Below are 22215 nucleotides of genomic sequence, written 5' to 3' on the forward strand. Positions count from 1 at the left end.
CTGTAAACTATGCGACTCTCCCGCTTTCACATTTTAGTCATTATGTCAGAACAACTGTTCATTCAAGGGCCTGTTGGTCAGCTTGAAATTTTTGTTGATTATCCACAGGGTGAAGTGAAAGGATTCGCGGTAGTTACACACCCTCACCCATTGCAAGGTGGCACACCACAGCACAAAGTACCTGTGCTTTTAGCGCAAATGTTCTTAGAACGTGGCTATGTTGTCTATCGCCCAAGTTTCCGCGGCTCTGGCCAAAGTGCAGGAATACATGACGAAGGCAATGGTGAAACTAAAGACACTATGCAAGTCATTGAATTTGCTCGCAACCAACATCCGAACCTGCCATTTTATGCAGGCGGTTTTAGTTTTGGTGCAAATGTCATGACTAAATGCTATGCCCTTTTGCCTGTAGAATTACAGCCTGTACAGACTATTTTATGCGGCTTACCAACCACAACAGTTGCAGGTGTACGTCACTATGTGACACCGCATATTAAGGGTGATATTTTATTTATTCATGGTGAAGAAGATAATGTCACACTGTTATCTGACTTGATTCAGTGGGCCAAACCACAGCGCCATTTAATCACGGTTTTGCCAGGTGCAAACCACTTCTTTACGGGTTATCTCAAACAGCTTCGTATTGCGATTTCACGCTTTTTAGTATAAACAATACCAAATATGAGTCAGCTTAACTGGCTCATTTTTTTTTGTCTAGTGACCGCTCTATTCCCCACCAATATTTCAGATAAATTCACCTACAGCACTTCGATTTATCCATCTTTTTAGTGCATTGGCCATCATTACCTATTCAACATGTAATGACCTAATTCGTCGCTAGTTTAATTTTTATTACGCAACATTTTTTTATCGAAAAACCAATTATTTACTTGTTTATATGACCGACTGCAGAAATAATACCCAGAAAAATGAACATAAAATTTAGAGGGAAAAATGAAATTTATTGTTGCTGTGATTTTAAGTCTAGGCATTGCAGCTTTGGTTTATTATTTTAATTCAACCCCATCCACAACGACAAATTTGCCAGCGTCTACGGTTGCTGTGAACGATGGTCCCAAAGCCTATTTGACTGCATCATACAAGATGAATGTCGATGGTCGTGATTTTAGCTTAAAGATGGTCTATGACTTTCCCAACAGCCAAGTGTGTGAAGCCCAACTTAACAGTACTGACACCATGAATATGATTTCAACCTTTAAGCAACGCTGTTCGAGTGACTCGGTATGTAAAGAAGCAGATATTTCGTCTTGTTCATCTTTTACCGATCAAAAATATAAAGATATGCTCGATAAAAACTATCATGACACCCATTATATTTATTTAAGCGATAGCAAATTGACTGATCAACGTGGTGTGATCGTGTTTTGGGGACTCAATGAACAAGAGTCAGAAAAAATGTGTGACTATGTGAAAAAGAGCAATCGAACTATTAATCCTATCAATATTGAATGTCTATAACGTTGTTCGATACATTCCGTTAAAAAATAAAAAAGCAGCACTATGCTGCTTTTTTATAGATGATTTTTAATTCAATTTTTCAGTTCATTTCGTCATTTGTTTCCATTGAAACTCACTATACGAGTCTTCTTCTTTTAAACTGTTTTCGACCGCTTGAGCCAATTGGTTCAATAGACTTTGCTCAGTAATACGATCTAACCAATCTTGGTCTTCATCTGGATAAGAGGTAATTTCACAGACTAGACGACCTGATTCATCCTGCCCCTGACATGTCACTGAAAGTGGCAATTCATGTTGATCGACACTGACTGCAATCTGATCACCACTTTGCGATAACGTTTGAAAGCCATAACGCTCTAATTTATTTGCCAATAATTCAGCAACCTGAGTTTGCGTATCAGCACTGCTTTCAACTCGATTTGACTCGCTATGCGCGGTGAATTGTAGTTTTCTCATGTATCTATCCAAAGACATTCTTGTTGTATGGTTTTAGCATAAGCAATTAAAACCAAACAGCCAAGCATTTGCTTGGCTGTTGTTGAATAAATATACAATTTTGGTGAATTATTTATTCACTTACGGCAATCGTTAAACCGGCCTGAGTGGCTAGCTCTGTAAATGTCGGGAAGCTGGTCGCAACGGTTTCTGTACCCACGATATTAATTTCACCCGAAGTACGTAAACCTGCCATTGAGAAGCTCATTGCAATACGGTGGTCATGATGTGACTCAATTTGACCACCTGTGAAGATTGCACCCCACTCACCCGTTTTACCTTGACCTTCAATAATGATGCCGTCATCAGTAGGCGTGCAGTCAATACCCATAATTTTTAGGCCATCTGCCATCACTTGAATACGATCCGACTCTTTCACTCGAAGTTCAGCTGCACCGGTCAAAATGGTTTGACCTTCTGCACATGCCGCTGCAATAAACAGTGCTGGAAATTCATCAATCGCCAATGGCACTTGATCTTCTGGCATATGAATGCCTTTAAGCGTGCGTGAACCACGAATACGAATATCTGCAATCGGCTCACCACCAGCGATACGCTCATTTTCAACAGTCAGGTCAGCACCCATCTGTTTTAAAATTTCGATCACACCTGTACGTGTTGGATTAATGCCAACCGCTTCGAGTGTGACATCTGAACCTTCAGTAATCGCTGCACCCACCATAAAGAATGCTGCAGATGAAATGTCAGAGGGTACTTGAATGTCTGTACCGACTAACTTGCCGCCACCTTGAAGTGAAATGCGGTTGCCTTCTGTTTTCACGTCATAACCAAATGCACGAAGCATACGCTCTGAATGGTCACGTGTTGGTTCCGGCTCAGTGACAACAGTTTCACCTTCCGCCCAAAGACCAGCCAACAAAATACCGGATTTTACTTGTGCAGATGCCATTGGTAAGTCGTAATGAATACCTTTCAGGTTTTGACTTCCGGAAATAGACACGGGCGGCGTACCACGCTCACCTGTAGTTTGAATTTGCGCACCCATTTCACGTAATGGTTTGGCAATACGTTCCATTGGACGTTTTGATAATGACGCATCACCCGTCATCACCGAATCAAACTTTTGTGCCGACAACATGCCTGAAAGCAAACGCATTGAAGTGCCTGAGTTACCCATATACAAAGCGCCAGCAGGTGCTTTTAAACCATGCATGCCTACACCATGAATGGTGACTTCGCCGTTTTTAGGGCCTTCAATACTCACCCCCATATCGCGGAATGCTTGGAGGGTTGCCAAGGCATCTTCACCTTCAAGGAAACCAGTGACATGCGTTGTGCCTTCTGCAATAGCACCAAACATGATAGAGCGATGTGACACAGATTTATCACCTGGCACAGTAAATTTACCTTGGAATTGCTTTGAACCCGGTAAAATTTTGAATTGCTGTGTCGTCACTTTATTTTTCTCCATCAGTGGTTTCTTTGCGAGCATGTGATTGAAATGTTGGCGTGCCGCTTGTGCATGCCCCAACAGTCCCATCAACGCTTGTGAGTTTTCATCTTCAATCAGTTTGCGAAGAATAGCCAATTGTTTTTCAAAGCCATCTACCGCATTTAAAATTGCCTTTTTATTGGCAAAAAAGATGTCATGCCACATATGTGGGTCGCTTGCAGCAATACGTGAAAAATCACGAAAACCGCCAGCGGCATAACGGAAAATATCTAAATTGTCTTCTCGGTTCGCAAGTTGCTCAACCAAGTTAAATGCCATCAAATGCGGAAGATGACTGGTATGGGCCAACACTTCGTCGTGTTTTTCCACATCCATGCAAATCACTTCCGCTTTGGCAGCTTGCCACAATTGAATCAGTTTCTCTACAGCCCAATCTGCACTGCTAGGTAAAGGTGTCAAAATCACTTTGTGATTAGCAAATAAATCTACTTTACCGGCATGCACACCTGTCAGTTCAGCCCCAGCAATCGGATGCCCCGGTACAAAACCAGCAGGTAATTGCTCACCATAGACTGCTTTCGCTGCATCAACGACATTGCCTTTGGTACTCCCAACATCGGTAATAATCGTCTGTTCGGATAGATAAGGCTTGATCGCTTCAAGGACTTTTTGTGTCGCACGTACAGGCAAAGCCAAGACAACGAGATCTGCACCTTTGACCGCTTCGGCAGGATCACTATAACCTTGCTGAATAAGTCCTAAAGCTTTTGCATCTTCTAAAGTTTTTTGTGAACGCGTAGACGCCACAATTTCTTTAGCCAAATCTTCAGCAATCATGACACGAGCTAGGCTTGAGCCAATCAGCCCAAGCCCAATAAAAGCAACTTTTTCAAATAGTGGCACAGACATGACTTAAGCTTTAGCCTCTAAGCCCAAAACTTTAGCCAATGCCGCTAAGAATTTAGCATTTTCAGCTTCAGTCCCAATTGATACACGTAAATGCTCGGGGATACCAACTGGACGAACAATCACACCTTCTTTTAATAAAGCATTGAAAGTCTGTGCAGGATCTGCTTTTACATTTACTAAAATGAAGTTGGCACGTGAAGGCACATACGCTAAACCTAAAGCATCAAAGCCTGACTCAAGTTGAGCCATACCCGCTTTGTTCACTACGCGTGATTTTTCAATAAACGCTTCATCTTTAAGTGCAGCAACTGCAGCCACCATCGCAAGATGGTTCACGTTAAATGGTTGACGAATACGATTGAGGAAATCCGTCACTTCAACTGAAGCCAAAGCAAAACCAACACGTAGCGCAGCCAAGCCATAGCATTTTGACATGGTACGGCTAACGATTAAGTTTGCGTATTGATCTAAGAATTTTAAGCTGTTGAAGTTTTCTGGGAAATATTCCACATAAGCTTCATCTAAAACCACGATCACATTTGCAGGTACTTTTTGCATGAACGCTTCAAATTCAGCTTCTTCAAACCATGTACCTGTTGGATTATTTGGGTTCGCAATAAAAATCAATTTAGTATTGTCTTTAATTGCCGCAGCCATTGCATCTAGGTCATGTGAAAAACCTTTTGCAGGCACTTCAATCGCTTCAGCATTAATCGCTTGAGTCACCAGACCATACACAGCAAATGCGTGTTGGCTATACACCACAGAGTCTTGCTCTGAAACAAAAGCACGAGCGAAAATTTCTAGAAGATCGTTTGAACCATTACCCAACGTAATGCGGTCATGTGCAATACCAAATTGTTTTTCAACTTGGTCTTTCAAAATAAAACCGCCACCATCCGGATATCGACCAATTTCTGCAAGTTCAGCAGCAACCGCTTCTTTCACTTTGTCAGAACAACCCAATGGGTTTTCATTTGATGCGAGTTTTACGATATCTGTAATACCCAACTCACGCTCAAGTTCACTAATTGGTTTACCTGGTTGGTAAGGCTTTAGCTTTGCAATGCCTTCATTGGCTGGGACAAACGTCATTTTACACTTCCAGTTTTTTCAAATGATGAAGGTGATCAACTCGTGATGGAATTGATCACAGTTGTGATCTTAAAGAACAGCAATCGGATATGAACCCAATACACGAATTTCTTTAACCAATGGACGAATTTCTTCAATCGCTGCTTTGACATTGTCTTGTTCTACATGGCCTTCAAGGTCAACAAAGAAAACATAGGCCCATTTTTCAGGCAAGGCAGGACGTGTTTCAATACTGGTCAAACTGATATTGTGTTTTGCAAATGGTGCAAGAATTTCAAGCAACGCCCCTGCACGGTCATGCGCAGAAATCAACAATGAAGTTTTATCATTGCCCGATTGCGGTACTTTCTCACGACCAATCACCAAGAAACGAGTAGTATTTTCAGGATTGTCTTCAATATTGCTATGCAAAATTTCAAGGTTGTAAATGTTCGCAGCGACTTCAGAAGCAATTGCTGCTGAGTGCCATTCATTGCGAATACGGCGTGCAGCTTCTGCATTTGAACTGAGTGCAACACGTTCTACACCTGGATAATGAGCATCTAACCAACCACGGCATTGCGCCAAAGTTTGTTGATGAGCATAAATTTGTTTAATGCTGTCTTTACGTGTGTTTTCAGACACTAGGAACTGGTGATGAATACGCAGCTCAACTTCACCAATAACATTCAGATGTGAAGATTTGAAGCAATCTAGGGTGTGGTTCACTACACCTTCAGATGAGTTCTCTACAGGCACAAGACCATAGTGCGCACTGCCTGCTTCTACTTCGCGGAATACTTCATCAATCGTTGGAAGAGGGCGAACAACAGCGTCTTGACCAAAGTGTTTCAACACCGCCGAATGTGTATATGTCCCAACTGGACCTAAGAACGCAATACTTTGCGGTGCTTCAAGGGCTAAACAAGCCGACATGATCTCACGGAATAAACGTGCCATTGTCACATCAGACAATGGGCCTTCGTTACGATCCATAACTTTACGTAAAACTTGCGCTTCACGTTCAGGACGATAAAACAATGGATTCTCTTCTGCAGCAAATTTTGCTTTTGCCACAGCTTCAGCTAGTTTCGCACGACGATTGATAAGTTGTTGAATCTGCATATCAACAGAGTCGATATCTTCACGAATTTGAGCTAAGTCCAGAGAAGTCGGAGTGTTTTGATCATCGTTGATCATTGCTATGTCGCCCTTCAAAAAAATTTTGCAAACAGTATAACAATAGTTAGCTTTCAAATGTTGCGCAATACGACTTTGATGGTTTCAGCCTTAAAAACATACAGTTGATTAAAGCTTCATCAGCTTAACTTAAGAGCCAAAACAGCCAAACTGATAGGTAAAGCCATAATTAAGGCAAATCTTACCTTTTGACGGCTTTATTGATCATTCATCTTGAGCAGCACAATAAATAAACCTTCTCTTTTCCTCCAAATTTGCATCAGATCCATCTCCTTGTATAAGCCCATCAATCAATTTGTTTCATTGGTCATTTCATTTTTAAATTTTGCTCTCAATACCTGCAGCAAAATAAAAAATTCAAAACTTGGCTTTCATGGCATAGAAATAATTTGAAACTTAAAGATGATCTGTATAAACACTTGGTCATTGATCGTTTTTTCAGTGACTTAATAGGCACTTTCATCTAGTGTTTACAGTCATTGACGCATTTATTACAAAAGACACAGGTAATTTTTATCATTGCTTTGTAGTCTAAATATCAGAAAAAAAATAACAGACCCATAGGTACAAGTATGCACAAGAAAATTGCAGTGTTAGTGACCTACGATTTTGAAGATATTGAGTATCTTGAGCCTGTAGAGGCATTTCGAGCCGCTCGGCACAGCATTATCAATATCGAAGATCAGGTTGGAAAAATCGTTCACGGCATTAAACGCCGTTCCCAGATCACCATTGACCGAAGTATCGACGACGCCTCTGTGAATGATTTTGATGCCTTGTTTATTCCCGGCGGTTATTCCCCAGAGAAACTCGCTTTAGATGACCGTTTTATCTATTTTGTACGTAATTTTGCAGATAGCCAAAAGCCGATCTTGAGCAGTTGCCATGGTCCACAGTTGTTATTAGAAGCTGGTGTCATACAAGGTCGCCATTTCGCCCAATCTGAAACGCTGAAATCTGCTTTACTAAACGCAGGTGTGGTGGTGTCGGATCAATCGGTCGTGAATGATAATAACCTGTATATATCGTCTCGCAGTACTTTAGATACCCCTGAATTTATTGAAGTCTGTCTGCAAGTTTTGGGGCAACCGTCATTATCATAGGTCTCAATATATTCACTTACACTCAACCGCATAATCTAATTCAAACACGCAAATCTGTAGAAATACATCGTCTCTATAAAAATACATTGTCAAAAAAAAGCGAAGTCTTCACTTCGCTATTTTAATTTCAGCCTGATAAATTGTTTATCGACCTAAAATACTTCGTGCCACGATTTCTTTCATAATTTCATTGGTGCCACCGTAGATTTGCTGAATACGTGCATCGACAAAAAAGCGTGAAATTGGATATTCGGTCATATAACCATAGCCACCAAATAATTGAAGTAGATTATGGGCCACTTTCATTTGCATATCGGTAGAGAAGGTCTTGAGGGCTGCTGCAGTTTCAACATCAAGTTTGCCTTGCATATAAAGCTCAACATTTTGATTATAAAATGCCGCTGTAGCCAATTCGTCAATCTTAGCCTGTGCCAAGACAAAACGAGTATTTTGGAACTGTCCGATCGCCTGTCCGAACGCTTGTCGCTCTTTAACATACTGCGTTGCCACATCAATGGAACCGCGAATCGCACCAATTGCAGTCGAGGCAATTGCGGTACGTTCACGCGGTAACTCTTGCATCAAGTAAGCAAAGCCTTGTCCAGCTTGACCCAAAAGTTGCTCTTTTGGCACTTTGACGTTGTCATAAAACAACTCTGAAGTGTCTTGCGCATGCAGACCAATTTTGTCGAGGTTGGTACCTTTCTTAAATCCATCCAAATGTGTATCGACTAAAAGTAATGACACACCTTTGGCACGTGCTTGTGGATCAGTTTTCGCAGCCAATACCACAAGGTCTGCATGTTGACCATTTGAAATAAAAGTTTTCGAGCCATTGAGCAGATAATGATCACCCTGCAAAATTGCACTACTGCGCATAGACTGCAAGTCCGAACCTGCTCCCGGCTCTGTCATACCAATAGCACCGACCACCTCACCTGTGACCATTTTCGGTAACCAATATTGTTTTTGTTCTTCTGAACCAATGTGCAAAATATAAGGCGCTGCAATTTCAGAATGGCATGAAATACCTGTCGATAATGCACTAAAACCTGCGCGAGCAGATTCTTCAACTAACATCAGTGAATAATGCGTTGGGACGCCATAGCCGCCATATTCTTCAGGCACATCGACACATAAAAAGCCATTTTCACCCAAGGCATTCCATACTGATCGCGGCATAATGCCTTCACGTTCCCATTGCTCATAATGTGGTGCGACATGCTCTGCCATAAAACGGCGAAAGTTATCTCGAAATAATTCTAAGTCTGCATCATAAGCCAGCATGTGTTTCTTCCTTGGTTAAGTTTGTTGTTTTGTTGAACTCCATCCTATTGCAGTTTAGAACAGCCGTCATGCCTAAAAACTAAAGCGTTCAAATTTGGCTTTGGGCTTACATAAAAAAAGGAAGCCGAAGCTTCCTTTTTAATTACATCTTTTACATCACAGCATCAGCGTTATGCATGATGTGCATTGCCTTCTTCTTGCATCTGACGGTCAATTTCTTCAGGATTTGCTAAAGCAAAATCTAGTTTTTCTTTGTCTAATTGACCCACCCATTTCGCAACCACAATCGTTGCCAATGAGTTACCTACAAGGTTCGTTAATGCACGTGCTTCTGACATGAAACGGTCAATACCAAGAATTAATGCCAAACCTGCTACAGGAATATGACCCACAGCAGACAATGTTGCAGCCATAACAATAAAGCCTGAACCCGTCACACCCGCAGCACCCTTAGATGAAATGAGTAGAACCAATAACAATGTGATCTGATGCGAAATATCAAGCGGTGTATTGGTCGCTTGTGCAATAAAGATTGCTGCCATGGTTAGGTAAATAGACGTACCATCTAGGTTAAATGAATAACCTGTTGGAATAACAAGACCCACTACAGATTTTTCTGCACCTGCAAGTTCGAGTTTTTTCAACATACGTGGCAGTACAGATTCTGAAGATGACGTACCTAGTACGATCAAGAGTTCTTCGCGAATCATACGAATCATTTTGAGGATACTGAAACCGCAAATACGTGCAATTGAGCCAAGTACAAGGAAAATAAACAGCAAACAGGTAATATAGAAGCAGATGATCAACTGACCCAATTGCGCCAAACTACCGATACCATATTTACCAATGGTATAAGCCATCGCACCGAAGGCACCAATTGGCGCAAGCTTCATGATCATGTTTACAATGTTAAAGAATACATGTGCAATTTGATCAATAAACTTCAATACAGGCTTACCTGCATCACCAAGTTTATGCAATGCAAAACCAAATAATAAGGCAAATAATAGAACTTGAAGAATCTCACCCTCAGCAAACGCACCAACAACGGTGTTTGGGATGATATTCATAAAAAATTCTTGGGTAGATTGTGCTGCACCAGATTCAACATATTTAGAAATACCTGCAGTATCTAAAGATGCTGGATCTACGTTCATGCCTACACCAGGTTTTGCAATATTAATCACTGCAAGACCGATAATGAGTGCGATGGTCGAAACGATTTCGAAGTATAGTAAAGCGACCCCACCTGTCTTACCCACAGATTTCATGCTTTCCATACCTGCAATACCACTTACCACGGTACAGAAGATCACAGGTGCAATAATCATTTTAATCAGCTTGATGAAACCTTGTCCTAGTGGATAGAACAATTCACCCCAGCCTTTTACGTATTGCTCGGTACCATTGATAATTTGCGTGCCACTTGGTGAGAAATGACCCACCAATACACCCGCAATAATGGCAACGATCACTTGAAAATATAGTGACTTATAAATTGGTTTTTTAGCCATGACATTACTTCACGATATATTTCTGCTTCAAAGAAATATTCAGTTTTTGTCTATTTTCAAAAAATAAACAGCCCAAAACCCCTTTGTCTTCGACAAAAGAGCACCAAAGGTATTTGACTTAGCCAAATACAGAAAAACGAAATATGTATGGTGATTAAATAATCACATCAGGACCTGATATAAAATCAGCGCATTGATCAGGAGATGAAACACATACTAAAGTAGGTTAAATTTTACCTGTTTTTTAAAGGCTTGTTCTGCCACAAATGTTAATTTCGGTTAAATAATAGACCGAGTTTATTAGACGATAGTCTAAAGACATCCTTTTTTAAACCTGTTATCAGGCTGAAAAATACCAACTATAGAAGTAAACTATCCTTAAGTCCTAATTTTAAGCCCAGTATTTGCATGAACAATAAACGAAATATTTACAAAGATTTTGAACATCCTTTTGCGCAATTTGTCCGTATCGTGGGTAAAGGTAAAAATGGCGCACGTTCTCTCACTTATGATGAAGCCTACCAAGCGTTCAGCATGATCTTAAAAGATGAGGTTTTAGACGTTCAATTGGGCGCTTTCTTGATGTTATTGCGTGTAAAAGAAGAATCTGTCGATGAACTGACAGGCTTTGTCCAAGCCACACGTGATCAGCTCAAGTTTAAAAAGCTTGATGTCGATTTAGATTGGTCATCTTATGCAGGTAAACGCAAACATTATCCTTGGTTTTTATTGGCCGCATTAACGCTGGCAAAACACGGCTACAATGTCGTAATGCATGGCGCTTCAGGTCATACCATTAACCGCCTTTATACAGAACAAGTATTAGAGTATTTGGGTTTTCCTATTTGCCAAAATGATACAGATGTGGAACAGCAGCTTATACAACGTCATTTTGCTTATATTCCGCTCGACGTGATTTCACCAATACTCAGTGATTTAATTTCACTACGCAATGTCATGGGCTTACGTTCCCCAATTCACACCCTTGCGCGTCTGATAAATCCATTTAATGCCAAAGCCACCATGCAAGCGATTTTCCATCCGGCCTATCGTGGATCACACCAACGTGCGGCATTCCAATTGGGTTATCAAAATAGTGCTGTCATTAAGGGTGAAGGTGGTGAATTCGAACGTAACCCCGATGCAAAAACCTTAATTTGTGGCATCAAAGAGGGTGAAATGTATGAACATGAGTTGCCTAAACTGACGGACAACCGCAGTCCAGTCGAAGAAGAACTCGATTTGGCCGTTTTTAAAGCCGTTTGGGACGGTCAGCAGACACATGAATATGGTGAAATCGCGGTCACCGAAACCATGGGAATCGCACTGTATACCATGGGCGCCGTCGCAAGTTTTGATGATGCAATGCAAACTGCCAAAACCATGTGGGCAAATCGTCACGTTTAAATAAGCAGTATGAAGCAAAAAATTTAGGCATGCATCAAGCCAATAAAAAGCCAGCATTAAGCTGGCTTTTTCAATCAGAAAGAAAATAGATTAAACGAAACGAATCGGCTTGAACTCAGGTTCTTCCACATGCGAGTCACAATGCTCATCTTCTTCTTTGGTCCCACGGTCGATATAACCACTACGCTCATCTTCTGGCAAATGTTTAATTTCCCATGCATACACCGCTTGCATACAAATTTGACGTTGTTCTTGAGTCAGCGCTACGCCATTTGGCCATTTACCAATTTCAATTGCCGTTTTTAATCGACCAACAATTTCAGGATCGAGTACGGCAAGCATCTGTTCAATATTCATAATTAATCCTGCTTTAATGAGTCAAAATCTTGGTTCCAGCCTAGCTTGGTACGACATGCCATATAGAAGTCATAACCAGGTGGATGTAATAAGTTGAGCTTAAATGGATGTTTGCGGATATGTAAACTATCGCCTACACCCAATGATACACTGTGTTGACCATCGGCACTGACCATTGGTAGAACACGATTTTCACGAATCAAAATTTTAATTTCGCTTTGTCCACCTACGACAATCGGCCGTGACGACAAAGTATGTGGATGCATTGGCACTAAGGCAATCGCATCCATACTTGGGTGGACAATCGGCCCACCGCCAGATAATGCATAAGCTGTTGAACCGGTTGGCGTGGAAACAATTAAACCGTCACTGTGTTGGCGGTACACATATTGGCCATCGATATTCAGTTCAAAGTCGATCATATGTACCGATTTACCTGAATGCAGCACAATATCATTTAAAGCCACGGCATCATAAATCGACTCACCTTTCGAGCGAATTTCCATTTCTAGCAAGAAACGTCGGTCTAGCTGAAACTCACCTTTGAGCACTTGATCTAACTTGAAAATCACTTCTGTCGGTTTGATATCGGTCAGGAAGCCCAAACGACCACGGTTCACCCCAATCACAGGGGTATTATATTTCACCAAGGCACGTGCGGCATGAAGCAATGAACCATCACCTCCGACAACGATCACCAAATCGACAACTTCACCCAATAAATTACGGCTGACCGTCTGAGTATTATTGTTGGGAACCAGCTGCGCTGTTTGCGTATCAAATACAGGATGTAATCCCAAACTCAAAATATGATCGTGGATCAAACATAGGGTTTCGATCACTGATGATTTGTCTGGACGACCAATCAACCCAATGTTTCGAAATGATTTATGTGAAATTTGCACCTGCGCTTTTGCTCCGCTTCGCCTCATTGGTATCATATCACTAACAGAAATGATTTAAAAAAACTTTAAAGTTTCGACTTTAGTGAAGTAACTTCCAATATTTTGCATACATATAACAGTTTAAATATTGCAAAATACTGAAAAGCTTCGCATGATTAGCAAAATTTCTCAGGGTCTTATCACTATTTATGAAGTCTGAACGTGGCATAGGCATAATTGCACTGATTTTTTCGCTGTTGATTATCGGCGGATTTCTCGTGTTCAGCATTTATCTTATTCGTCTAGATAATATTGTACGGGACAAATTCGAAGGTCAACGTTGGGATATTCCAGCCAAGGTATTTGCACGTCCTTTAGAAATTTATACCAATGCGCCTGTAAGCCAAGCAGACCTCAACCAAGAACTGAAACTTTTGGGCTATAACGCTCAAGATAGCTATGCGAAAACAGGGAGTTACGTTACTTCTGGCAATGTGACCTATATCCATACGCGTGGTTTTGACTTTGGTGATAGTGTCGACCCGGAACAAGTCCTTAAAGTGACCTTTGGTGAAGATCAAATCACTGAAGTAAGTGCGACTAAACCTTCAAGTAGTGGTATTGCCCGTTTAGAGCCGATGTTAATTGGTGGTATTTATCCTCAGCACAATGAAGACCGTGTGCTGATCAAACTTGATAAAGTGCCTAAGCCTTTAATCCAAGCTTTAATTGCTACCGAAGACCGCAATTTCTATCAACATCATGGTATTTCGATTCGTGGTACAGCACGTGCCATTGTGAGTAATGTCACAGGCGGAAAACGTCAAGGTGGTTCGACCCTCACTCAGCAATTGGTGAAAAATTTTTATTTATCGCCTGAGAGAACCATTAAGCGTAAGGCCAACGAAGCCTTAATGGCCATGCTGATTGAACTTCACTATGACAAAGATGAAATTCTTGAAGCTTATTTAAACGAAGTGAACTTAGGTCAAAACGGTAACTATTCCATCAATGGTTATGGTTTAGCCTCACAATTCTATTTTGGTTTACCCCTACGTGAACTAAATATTGCTCAGCAGGCGTATTTAGTCGGTTTGGTTCAAGGTCCAACTCTATTTAATCCGTGGAAAAACCCTGAAAGTGCGATTAAACGCCGTAATATTGTGTTGAACAATATGGTGGTGATGGGCTATTTAACTCAGGAACAATATGAAACTGAGTCTGCACGTCCATTAAATGTCATTACAAAACCAACATTGGGCCCTTCTCGCTTCCCAGACTATATGGATATCGTGCGTCGTCAACTGCGTACTGAATACCAAGAAAGCGATTTGACCAATCAAGGTCTGCGTATTTTCACCGCGATGGACCCGATTGCACAAACCCGTGTACAAACTGCATTTAAAGAATCTGTGGCACGTTTAAGTAATGCCAATCCAGCACGCTTGAAAGAATTACAAGGCGCGGTACTGGTGTCTCATCCTGAAAATGGTGAATTGGTTTCAGCAGTCGGTTCAACGCAGGACTTTACTGGCTTTAACCGTACAATGGATGCTAAACGTCAAGTCGGTTCATTGCTAAAACCTGTGATTTACCTCAGTGCGATAGAATCAAACCGTTATAACTGGGCGAGTCAAATCGAAGACAGTCCTATCAGCATTCAAAGTGATGGCAAAGCTTGGACACCGAAAAACTATAGTGGTGGTGCACATGGTGTCGTACCAATGGTCGATGCCCTATCAAACTCTTATAACCTCTCTGCGGTACGCTTAGGTCAAGAGTTCGGTATGTCGACTTTTATTAACCATCTGAAAAAGTTTGGTGTGACTTCTAATATTCCAAGCTACCCTTCGATTTACCTTGGTGCTATCGATATGTCACCGATGGAAGTGATGAGTGTGTATGGCAACTTTGCAACCGGTGGCTTCAAATATCCAGTGAAAGCTATTCGTTCAGTGGTCGATGCCAATGGTCGTTTATTAGATCGTTATAGCTTAACGGTACAACCGACTATTGCACCTGATGCAGCCTTTATCTTGAACTATGGTTTACAACAAGTCATGAGTTCAGGGACAGGCCGTTCTGCTTATGCATCATTACCAGCTTCACTCAAACTTGCAGGTAAATCAGGGACAACCAATGATACGCGTGACTCATGGTTTGCAGGTTATTCAGGTAATTATTTAAGTGTGGTTTGGTTAGGTTTAGACAACAACAAAGTTACAGGCTTAACTGGTTCGTCAGGAGCACTTCCGGTTTGGACCAATGTGATGAAGCAGTTACGTCAAAAGCCAGTTAATTTACGTCAACCAGACAGCGTACAGTGGCATTGGTTAGACCGTTATTCAGGTAATTTATCTGCACAGCATTGTACAGGTGCGATGTATATTCCTCTGTCGCGCAACTCTATTCCAAATCAAGCGACGGCATGTGGTTCGACACAATATGAAGTAGAACCTTACACAGTTGATACTGAAGAGACGCAGCCAACTCAGGAACAAAATGATAGTTTAGGTGACTACATTCGTGAAAGTGATGTCGATAATGATCAGGGTTCATCTGATCAACCTCGCATCATCTCAAGTGGAGAGTATACAAATTAAATTGCAAAACATTAAAGTTTTAAAAACGTTCAGTATTCTGAGCGTTTTGACGATCATTTTGGCTGGTTGCCAAACCATAGTCGAACCTGAGCAAAAGCCGCCTGCTCCACCTGAAAAAAAGGCAGATATCCATGACTCTTCTGGGGTCATTATTACGCCATATGACCATCCAGAAATTAAACGTCAACGCATCGTTATTCCTGAGCAGAAAACCCAAATTCAAAAGTTTGATGATGGTCGTGACTTACCTGCATTCAAAAAATTGATGCAAACTACGCAAACCGCTTATGCCAATGGAAAATGGAATGAAGCTGAAAGTGCTGCAACTCAAGCACAGCGTTTGGCACCACAATCTGCGGAAACTTTTTTATATTTGGCAATGATCGCCAATCGAAAAAATCAACCTGCGAATGCAGAATCGTTGGCACTGCGTGGATTAAGCTATGCTCAAACCAAGCCGATGAAACAACAGCTTTGGAATGTTGTTTTAAAAGCTGGTCAAATGCAAAAGAAAAGCAGCACCATTCAAAAAGCACAACAAGCAATTAAAGCTCTTTAAGCACCCCGTAAAAAAGCTTGATCTTAATTGAGATCAGGCTTTTTTATTTAAAACATACTAAAAGTAAGCTTATTTCCAATAGTTACTTTAAGTCTAAAATATCGACTTTAAATACAAATTTAATTCAATACACACTTTAATTTAAAAACTGCGAATACCTGCCACCCCATAAGCATGATGTTGCTGTGAAATAGACAATAATTCAGGACGCATGCCACCTAAAGCAAAAACAGGGATTTCTATGCCTCGTGCAATCTCAGAAAAATGCGCCCATCCCATACCTTGCGCCTCTGGATGACTTTGTGTCGCCAGAACTGGGCTCATAAAAATAGCCTCACAGCCAATTTTTTGCGCATGCAGCGCAGAAACTTGATCATGACAAGCTGCGATATAGCGCTTCCCAAGCTGTAAATCACCTTTATTTTTTTTCAGCAATTGGTGCTGCTTAAGATGTAAAGCCGAAATATGTGCTTGCACCTCTGTAGAGAGTAATGACCATAGATCTTCATTAATTATCAGTTGTTTTAAAATCACGGTAGGTAATTGATTTAATGCCTCTGCATTTTCTGCGCTGGCATCGACTCGCCAATAATACAACAGCGTCTCTTTAAGCGTTTCAAGTGTTGGTAAATCGGCGGTGATTTTGATCTGTTGCTGCCAATATAAACGCTGCAAAATAGCTTGATTGGCCTTTGGAAAATTCAAACTCATGAGTTGTTGACGCGAATACCAGGCCCATGGCTTTTGGATTTCATTCAGCAACGCATGCGGGACGGTGGCATGAAATAAATGTAATTTCACAATGACATCATCATATTCATGTTGAATAAAATCAAAAGCATGCCAGTCATGTAAACCAATTCCAACCTCTTCAAAAATTTCACGACGACAAGCCTGTTCAGGACTTTCACCCTGCTCGACTTTACCGCCCGGAAACTCATGTTTATTGCCCTGATGTTGTTTTGCTTCACGCCAACCCACCAGTACTTTGTCTTGATGCAATAAAATCGCAATGGCGACATCGATTTGCGGTTTAGACATAGTTCCCTGCTCTCTACTCTGTTCCAATTGATATCTAAGTGTAAGCAAATTTATCTTTTTTATAAAATCCTAAAATTACCGTTGACAGGCCTATTCGATAATGATTATCATTTAAACCATTCAGAAATACACCACGGAGTCGACGGAATGAACGCACCATTTAGCCTTTTTACTCGTAGCAATGAAGCACACCACTCACTGCCAATGCTACATTCAAACAACCTTTTTGCTTTAGGACGTGAAATTCGCATTATGCATGCAGGTGAAGAATATCGACTACGTTTAACACGAAATAATCGCCTTATTTTGACCAAATAATTTCTGATAAAAATAATAATTATCAGCGCAATAAAAATAATCGTGGACACAAGCAGTAAGCCATTCGCTTACTGCTTTTTTAAGTTTTGTACTTAGTTAAATTAAGTTTTATAGCTACTCAAACTTAATTTAAATCGCAACACTCATCTTCCTCTCACAACACTCTTTCGCTAAATTCCTTAGAGCAAATCGTGTTTTTAACGGATTGGAAAAGTGAGTTGTACCTTTAAGCCACCAAGTTCAGATGCATCCACATTTAAATGGCCTTGATGTAACTGTACAATTTTTTGGGCAATTGAAATACCTAAACCTGAACCTTGCGTCTTCGTTCCCAATACGCGGTAAAACCGCTCGCCAATACGTTGCAATTCTGCGGCTGTCAGTCCTGCACCTTGATTTTCAATCGTCCAAACCGCCTGCTGTGCTGTTACCGTTAAATCAATCTTGACCTGTCCTTGCGTAGGACTATAGCGAATAGCGTTATCGACTAAATTGCGTAGACAGCTAAACATCAACTCTGCGTTCATCTCAAACTGTACAGACTGGGTCTGTAGCTTCAATTCGATCTGCTTTTCTTCAATAAAAGGCTGTAAAGCGTCAAGGACTTGTAAACTCAGCTGTTCTAAGTCGTCTTGTTTTTTATCTAATTGCTCCGATTGCGTCGGGTCGAGCCGTGCCAAAATTAGTAGATTTTCCAACACGCGTGTTCCTCGATTAACATCGTGCTGTATGCTCAATAAATCCTGCTGAATGTCGGGATATTTTCGTTTTAATACCTGAAGTCGCATTTGAATCGCAGACAGCGGTGAGCGTAATTCATGTGAGGCATCGGAGGTAAAGCGTTGTTCCGCCTCTAAGGCTTGATCTAATCGGTTTAATAAAAAATTCAGCTGTGTTTGGATCGGCTCTATTTCCTGTAATACAGGTTCAGGTAAGACGATGGCTTGTAAGTCATCTACATTTTTTTCAGCGATTTGTTTTGAAAAAAGCTGTAAAACTTTCAATTGACGTTTAATCAAAATATGCAGTAAGAGCCATTGGATCAACCAGACAATCAACAGAATCCCTGCATAGCCTAGTACGCTTTGCAGCGTTTCCCTCAGCCGTGTTTTCATCGGTTGAATGATTTGTACGCTTAATCCATCGTCCTGAAGTGCATAGCTACGCCAAAGCGCGCCTTCTCTCCATTGATAATGCAACCCTTGTTTTAAATTGGGCTGATGTTCAAATGCTGTGTGTTGTTCCGATGTGGTTAAGACTTGCGACCCTTGCATGAGTTGATATTGCATATCAAACTCTTCACTCAGCTCATCTATTTGTTCGTCTTGCTTCAGCGTTAGATCAGTAGCAGTAAGCATATCTGCCACTTCGTCCATCAGGGCATCGTGTACATTCATGATGTGATAAAGACCAAATCCCAACATCAGACACAAGGAGATTGCTCCCGCCCAAATTGCACTGAGCAGTGAGGTTTTAATCAGTTGCGACTGTAAGGAAATGCTTTTTTTATCACTCATAGACTTAGCTTTGTTGCGGAAGATTCATGCGATAACCCAAACCTCTTAAGGTTTTAATGTAATCACTGCCAATCTTCTTACGCAATTGGTAAATAAAAACTTCGATCGCATTACTTTCAACTTCATCGCCCCAAGCATAGAGTGATTCTTCGAGTTGGCTACGCGTCATAATATGCTCAGGATTCAACATCATCTTATGCAAGATTTGATATTCACGCGATGTCAGCGTAATCAATTCCGCATTTTTACGCAGCGTTTTGGCTTGTACATCTAAACTTAAATCCCCGAAAGTCAGAGAATTATCACGCTGTTGATGATGCAAGCGTAATTGGGTACGTACCCTTGCTGACAACTCTTCCAAGCTAAAGGGTTTCACCAAATAATCATGGGCTCCCAGATCTAAACCTTCAACACGATCTGCAATACTGTCCCGAGCAGTAATAAATAAAACTGGTGTAAGCGGATGCAACTGTACGATACGTTTTAAAATTTCATCACCAGTTACTTTTGGTAAGCCACGATCTAAAAGTATGCAATTATATTGATGTTGTTCTAAAGCCAAAATAGCGTGATCGCCGCGATCAACCCAATCGACACTATAGCCATCCATTTCAAGCCATGTTTTTATACTGTCGGCTTGGGATGCATCATCTTCTGCCAATAAAATTCGCATCTTACCTACCCTATTTCTATAGTTCCGACTTCAGTGTATCGAACTTTTGCTCATATCTACTCATATCATAAAAAAACCACAGCAAGCCGTGGTTTTTTTATGGAGCAGCACTGAAATGAATAACAGGCTAAATTAAAATTTTACTTGATCGACATCAACTTCAACGCGTTTCGTCGGTTTGTAATCAATGTCGATTTCTCCAATGAGCGTTACCGGTGTTTTAGCTGAAATCGCTTTGCCTTGCCAAAGTTCATCATCAATATCCACTGTAATGCTGCCTGTGCTATCGCGGAACTGATATTTTTCATCGCCCATCGATTTCACAACATAACCTTTCAATTGAACTTTACTATCATCTTTTAAGCCTAAGGCATGTTTCACCGATGTGGTTTTCATCGGTGCAACTGCAGCCTGATTGACTGCTGTATTCGCGACTGCAACCGATGCCACACCTGCAAATGCTAAAACACATACCAATTGAGTGAATGTTGTCATCTTCGGTCTCTCTTACTTTGTCTATTTCGATAGCACTATTTAAACAAAGCAAGATGAGTCGAATCTTAAGCTGCAAAGACGTTTTTATTTATTTGATCGAACCATTAGTTGAGCGGTACGACACGCAGAACTTCCTCTAAAGTCGTCACCCCTGCAAGTACTTTACGCGCACCTGCAATTCGTAATGGCTCGACATGCTCTTTACGTGCCTGTGTACGTAATTGGGTTAGATCTGCATTGGCACCAATCAATTGCTTGGTTTCAATACTGAGTGGCATAAATTCATAAATCCCCACACGGCCTTTATAACCCGTTTGACGGCATTCATCACAGCCCACCGCCTCGTAGACAAAATCAGGCATTTGAATCGTGTAATCAAAGGTCAGATGTTTCCACTCTTGTTCATTGATAAAAGTCTCACGCTTGCAGTGTGGACACAGTTGACGAACTAGACGTTGTGCCAAAACCCCTAAAATAGTCGCTGCCGTTAAAAAAGGCTGAATACCCAAATCATGTAATCGCGTCAAACTCGATGGTGCATCATTGGTATGTAAAGTTGAAAGCACCAAATGACCTGTTAATGCAGCTTGGATTGCCATATTTGCCGTATCATGATCTCGGATCTCCCCGACCATGATAATGTCAGGGTCTTGACGCATTAAAGCCCGTACACCATCGGCAAAGCCTAGATCAATCCCTGTATTCACCTGCATTTGGTTAAAACTTGGCTCTAACATCTCAATCGGGTCTTCAATGGTGCAGACATTCACTTCTTCGGTTGCCAATTGTTTGAGTGATGAATAAAGCGTGGTGGTTTTACCCGAACCCGTCGGACCGGTCACTAAAATAATACCGTGACTATGACTGGTTAAGGCCTTCCAATCATCCAACAGACGCCCTTCAAAACCGAGCTGTTGGAAACTACGTACCAAGACTTCAGGGTCAAAAATACGCATGACTAACTTTTCACCAAAGGCTGTTGGCAGCGTCGATAAACGTAGCTCTGTTTCTTGGCCTTTGGGTGTACGGGTTTTTAAACGTCCATCTTGCGGCTTACGCTTTTCCGCCACATTCATCCGTCCTAAGATCTTAATTCGTGAAACCACAGCTGTCAGTGTATTTGCTGGCATGTTGTAGATGGTATGCAATACGCCATCGATACGAAAACGCACCTTTCCTGTATCTTTACGCGGCTCGAGGTGAATATCACTTGCACCTTGTTCGAAGGCAAACTGTAAGACCCAATCCACAAGCTTCACAATATGCTGATCATTGGCATCTGGATTTTGTGTATCACCTAATTGTAATAGTGCTTCAACGCCTTTATTTTCACGGTCATAACTCGATGATTTTTGCGAATTACTGACCGCACGACTCACTTGGTAATATTCAACCAAGTAACGCTGTAGTTGGTCTGGACTGAGTAATACACGCTGAATCTTGCGTGGTAATACCGTTCTCTCTAAATTGGCAATCCATTCATTTTTATAAGGTTGATCCGTTGCAATCAGCACATGCTCATTTTGTAATTCAACCGCTAAAATGCGATTTCGTACTGCAAATTCCTGAGACATAATGGCTGTCAAAGCAGGCACATCAGCTTTTAGAGGATCGATAATATAAAACGGTACTCCAGACTTTTCTGCCAACCATTGGCAAAGTCTATTCAATGTTAAGGTAGACTGCGGATGACTCTGATCGACTAAATTAAAATTGGCAATCCATTGTAGAGGATGCCATTTCAACTGCTCACGCTGACGGTGCGTGGTTTGAATCAGTATTTTGTCCCGTTCAGTAATACGTCCATCTTTTTGTAATTGGTCTAAACACCAAGAAGTGTCAATTTCAAAATTAAAAGTCATTGTTCTATGTTCCCCAAACAT

General features: G+C 41.2%; 20 protein-coding genes. 7 read left to right on the forward strand and 13 right to left on the reverse strand.

Annotation, left to right across the window (positions count from 1 at the left end; translation table 11 throughout):
• Positions 1-42: 42 nt before the first annotated feature.
• On the forward strand, positions 43-669 hold the full coding sequence (locus tag AC4CU0_RS09995) for an alpha/beta hydrolase (RefSeq protein WP_111885325.1): 627 nt from the start codon (positions 43-45) through the stop codon (positions 667-669).
• Positions 670-954: 285 nt separating this feature from the next.
• On the forward strand, positions 955-1479 hold the full coding sequence (locus tag AC4CU0_RS10000) for a hypothetical protein (protein WP_180155134.1): 525 nt from the start codon (positions 955-957) through the stop codon (positions 1477-1479).
• 84 nt (positions 1480-1563) lie between these two features.
• Here AC4CU0_RS10000 and AC4CU0_RS10005 read toward each other — a convergent pair whose 3' ends face one another.
• The 4 genes from AC4CU0_RS10005 to pheA form a co-directional block, all read right to left on the reverse strand.
• The gene (locus tag AC4CU0_RS10005) at positions 1564-1935 is read right to left on the reverse strand and encodes a hypothetical protein (protein ID WP_249683196.1); all 372 of its coding nucleotides are present in this window, start codon (positions 1933-1935) and stop codon (positions 1564-1566) included.
• Between the two features lie 112 nt (positions 1936-2047).
• Entirely contained in the window at positions 2048-4297 is a 2250-nt protein-coding gene (locus tag AC4CU0_RS10010; protein WP_490743055.1) for a bifunctional prephenate dehydrogenase/3-phosphoshikimate 1-carboxyvinyltransferase, read from the reverse strand.
• Positions 4298-4300: 3 nt separating this feature from the next.
• On the reverse strand, positions 4301-5392 hold the full coding sequence (gene hisC, locus AC4CU0_RS10015; protein WP_078189092.1) for a histidinol-phosphate transaminase: 1092 nt from the start codon (positions 5390-5392) through the stop codon (positions 4301-4303).
• 69 nt (positions 5393-5461) lie between these two features.
• Positions 5462-6571, reverse strand: coding sequence for a prephenate dehydratase (gene pheA, locus AC4CU0_RS10020; RefSeq protein ID WP_180077541.1), 1110 nt, complete (start codon positions 6569-6571; stop codon positions 5462-5464).
• 572 nt (positions 6572-7143) lie between these two features.
• Between pheA and AC4CU0_RS10025 the strand changes: the two genes are divergently transcribed.
• Positions 7144-7674, forward strand: a complete 531-nt coding sequence (locus tag AC4CU0_RS10025) for a DJ-1/PfpI family protein (RefSeq protein ID WP_490743056.1) — start codon at positions 7144-7146, stop codon at positions 7672-7674.
• 144 nt (positions 7675-7818) lie between these two features.
• Here the strand turns inward: AC4CU0_RS10025 and AC4CU0_RS10030 are convergent, their stop codons facing one another.
• Both AC4CU0_RS10030 and AC4CU0_RS10035 read right to left on the reverse strand, forming a co-directional pair.
• Positions 7819-8961 carry an acyl-CoA dehydrogenase family protein gene (locus AC4CU0_RS10030; protein ID WP_490743057.1) on the reverse strand — a complete coding sequence of 381 codons (1143 nt, stop codon included), beginning with the start codon at positions 8959-8961 and terminating at the stop codon, positions 7819-7821.
• 170 nt (positions 8962-9131) lie between these two features.
• On the reverse strand, positions 9132-10478 hold the full coding sequence (locus AC4CU0_RS10035) for a dicarboxylate/amino acid:cation symporter (RefSeq protein ID WP_180005246.1): 1347 nt from the start codon (positions 10476-10478) through the stop codon (positions 9132-9134).
• 408 nt (positions 10479-10886) lie between these two features.
• On the opposite strand from AC4CU0_RS10035, the gene AC4CU0_RS10040 reads away from it, so the two are divergent.
• Complete coding sequence (locus tag AC4CU0_RS10040) at positions 10887-11885, forward strand: glycosyl transferase family protein (protein ID WP_490743058.1); 999 nt, start codon at positions 10887-10889, stop codon at positions 11883-11885.
• Positions 11886-11975: 90 nt separating this feature from the next.
• Here the strand turns inward: AC4CU0_RS10040 and AC4CU0_RS10045 are convergent, their stop codons facing one another.
• Together AC4CU0_RS10045 and AC4CU0_RS10050 are read right to left on the reverse strand one after the other, a co-directional pair.
• Positions 11976-12242 carry a YeaC family protein gene (locus AC4CU0_RS10045; RefSeq protein ID WP_078189099.1) on the reverse strand — a complete coding sequence of 89 codons (267 nt, stop codon included), beginning with the start codon at positions 12240-12242 and terminating at the stop codon, positions 11976-11978.
• 2 nt (positions 12243-12244) lie between these two features.
• Positions 12245-13183: an NAD(+) kinase gene (locus tag AC4CU0_RS10050; RefSeq protein WP_490743059.1), complete on the reverse strand. Its 939-nt coding sequence runs from the start codon at positions 13181-13183 to the stop codon at positions 12245-12247.
• A 152-nt stretch (positions 13184-13335) separates the two neighbouring features.
• Here AC4CU0_RS10050 and mrcB point away from each other — a divergent pair, with 152 nt between their 5' ends.
• Positions 13336-15729 (forward strand): penicillin-binding protein 1B, encoded by a 2394-nt coding sequence (gene mrcB, locus AC4CU0_RS10055; protein WP_180005249.1) that lies wholly within the window; start codon positions 13336-13338, stop codon positions 15727-15729.
• Positions 15730-15766: 37 nt separating this feature from the next.
• Positions 15767-16288, forward strand: a complete 522-nt coding sequence (locus tag AC4CU0_RS10060) for a tetratricopeptide repeat protein (RefSeq protein ID WP_257224301.1) — start codon at positions 15767-15769, stop codon at positions 16286-16288.
• A gap of 141 nt (positions 16289-16429) precedes the next feature.
• Here the strand turns inward: AC4CU0_RS10060 and AC4CU0_RS10065 are convergent, their stop codons facing one another.
• Positions 16430-17329 carry an NUDIX domain-containing protein gene (locus tag AC4CU0_RS10065; protein WP_180009489.1) on the reverse strand — a complete coding sequence of 300 codons (900 nt, stop codon included), beginning with the start codon at positions 17327-17329 and terminating at the stop codon, positions 16430-16432.
• Positions 17330-17476: 147 nt separating this feature from the next.
• On the opposite strand from AC4CU0_RS10065, the gene hemP reads away from it, so the two are divergent.
• Complete coding sequence (hemP, locus tag AC4CU0_RS10070; protein ID WP_078189103.1) at positions 17477-17647, forward strand: hemin uptake protein HemP; 171 nt, start codon at positions 17477-17479, stop codon at positions 17645-17647.
• Positions 17648-17844: 197 nt separating this feature from the next.
• Here hemP and AC4CU0_RS10075 read toward each other — a convergent pair whose 3' ends face one another.
• From AC4CU0_RS10075 to tfpB, 4 genes are all read right to left on the reverse strand, one after another.
• Positions 17845-19164, reverse strand: coding sequence for a sensor histidine kinase (locus AC4CU0_RS10075; protein WP_490743060.1), 1320 nt, complete (start codon positions 19162-19164; stop codon positions 17845-17847).
• A gap of 4 nt (positions 19165-19168) precedes the next feature.
• Entirely contained in the window at positions 19169-19837 is a 669-nt protein-coding gene (locus AC4CU0_RS10080) for a response regulator transcription factor (RefSeq protein WP_490743061.1), read from the reverse strand.
• A gap of 132 nt (positions 19838-19969) precedes the next feature.
• The gene (locus tag AC4CU0_RS10085) at positions 19970-20332 is read right to left on the reverse strand and encodes a NirD/YgiW/YdeI family stress tolerance protein (RefSeq protein WP_180163605.1); all 363 of its coding nucleotides are present in this window, start codon (positions 20330-20332) and stop codon (positions 19970-19972) included.
• Between the two features lie 104 nt (positions 20333-20436).
• Positions 20437-22194: a type IV pilus assembly ATPase TfpB gene (gene tfpB / locus AC4CU0_RS10090; RefSeq protein ID WP_180023971.1), complete on the reverse strand. Its 1758-nt coding sequence runs from the start codon at positions 22192-22194 to the stop codon at positions 20437-20439.
• Positions 22195-22215: the final 21 nt, after the last annotated feature.

This window comes from Acinetobacter sp. LipI_15 (assembly GCF_058242865.1).

Coding starts and splice junctions, on each gene's coding strand:
- AC4CU0_RS10085 (WP_180163605.1), bottom strand. CDS start 20,332: ATGACAACATTCACTCAATTGGTATGTGTTTTAGCATTTGCAGGTGTG.
- AC4CU0_RS10040 (WP_490743058.1), top strand. CDS start 10,887: ATGAACAATAAACGAAATATTTACAAAGATTTTGAACATCCTTTTGCG.
- AC4CU0_RS10075 (WP_490743060.1), bottom strand. CDS start 19,164: ATGAGTGATAAAAAAAGCATTTCCTTACAGTCGCAACTGATTAAAACC.
- AC4CU0_RS10080 (WP_490743061.1), bottom strand. CDS start 19,837: ATGCGAATTTTATTGGCAGAAGATGATGCATCCCAAGCCGACAGTATA.
- AC4CU0_RS10065 (WP_180009489.1), bottom strand. CDS start 17,329: ATGTCTAAACCGCAAATCGATGTCGCCATTGCGATTTTATTGCATCAA.
- AC4CU0_RS10050 (WP_490743059.1), bottom strand. CDS start 13,183: ATGATACCAATGAGGCGAAGCGGAGCAAAAGCGCAGGTGCAAATTTCA.
- mrcB (WP_180005249.1), top strand. CDS start 13,336: ATGAAGTCTGAACGTGGCATAGGCATAATTGCACTGATTTTTTCGCTG.
- AC4CU0_RS09995 (WP_111885325.1), top strand. CDS start 43: ATGTCAGAACAACTGTTCATTCAAGGGCCTGTTGGTCAGCTTGAAATT.
- hisC (WP_078189092.1), bottom strand. CDS start 5,392: ATGACGTTTGTCCCAGCCAATGAAGGCATTGCAAAGCTAAAGCCTTAC.
- AC4CU0_RS10035 (WP_180005246.1), bottom strand. CDS start 10,478: ATGGCTAAAAAACCAATTTATAAGTCACTATATTTTCAAGTGATCGTT.
- hemP (WP_078189103.1), top strand. CDS start 17,477: ATGAACGCACCATTTAGCCTTTTTACTCGTAGCAATGAAGCACACCAC.
- AC4CU0_RS10010 (WP_490743055.1), bottom strand. CDS start 4,297: ATGTCTGTGCCACTATTTGAAAAAGTTGCTTTTATTGGGCTTGGGCTG.
- AC4CU0_RS10000 (WP_180155134.1), top strand. CDS start 955: ATGAAATTTATTGTTGCTGTGATTTTAAGTCTAGGCATTGCAGCTTTG.
- AC4CU0_RS10030 (WP_490743057.1), bottom strand. CDS start 8,961: ATGCTGGCTTATGATGCAGACTTAGAATTATTTCGAGATAACTTTCGC.
- AC4CU0_RS10025 (WP_490743056.1), top strand. CDS start 7,144: ATGCACAAGAAAATTGCAGTGTTAGTGACCTACGATTTTGAAGATATT.
- AC4CU0_RS10005 (WP_249683196.1), bottom strand. CDS start 1,935: ATGAGAAAACTACAATTCACCGCGCATAGCGAGTCAAATCGAGTTGAA.
- pheA (WP_180077541.1), bottom strand. CDS start 6,571: ATGATCAACGATGATCAAAACACTCCGACTTCTCTGGACTTAGCTCAA.
- AC4CU0_RS10045 (WP_078189099.1), bottom strand. CDS start 12,242: ATGAATATTGAACAGATGCTTGCCGTACTCGATCCTGAAATTGTTGGT.
- tfpB (WP_180023971.1), bottom strand. CDS start 22,194: ATGACTTTTAATTTTGAAATTGACACTTCTTGGTGTTTAGACCAATTA.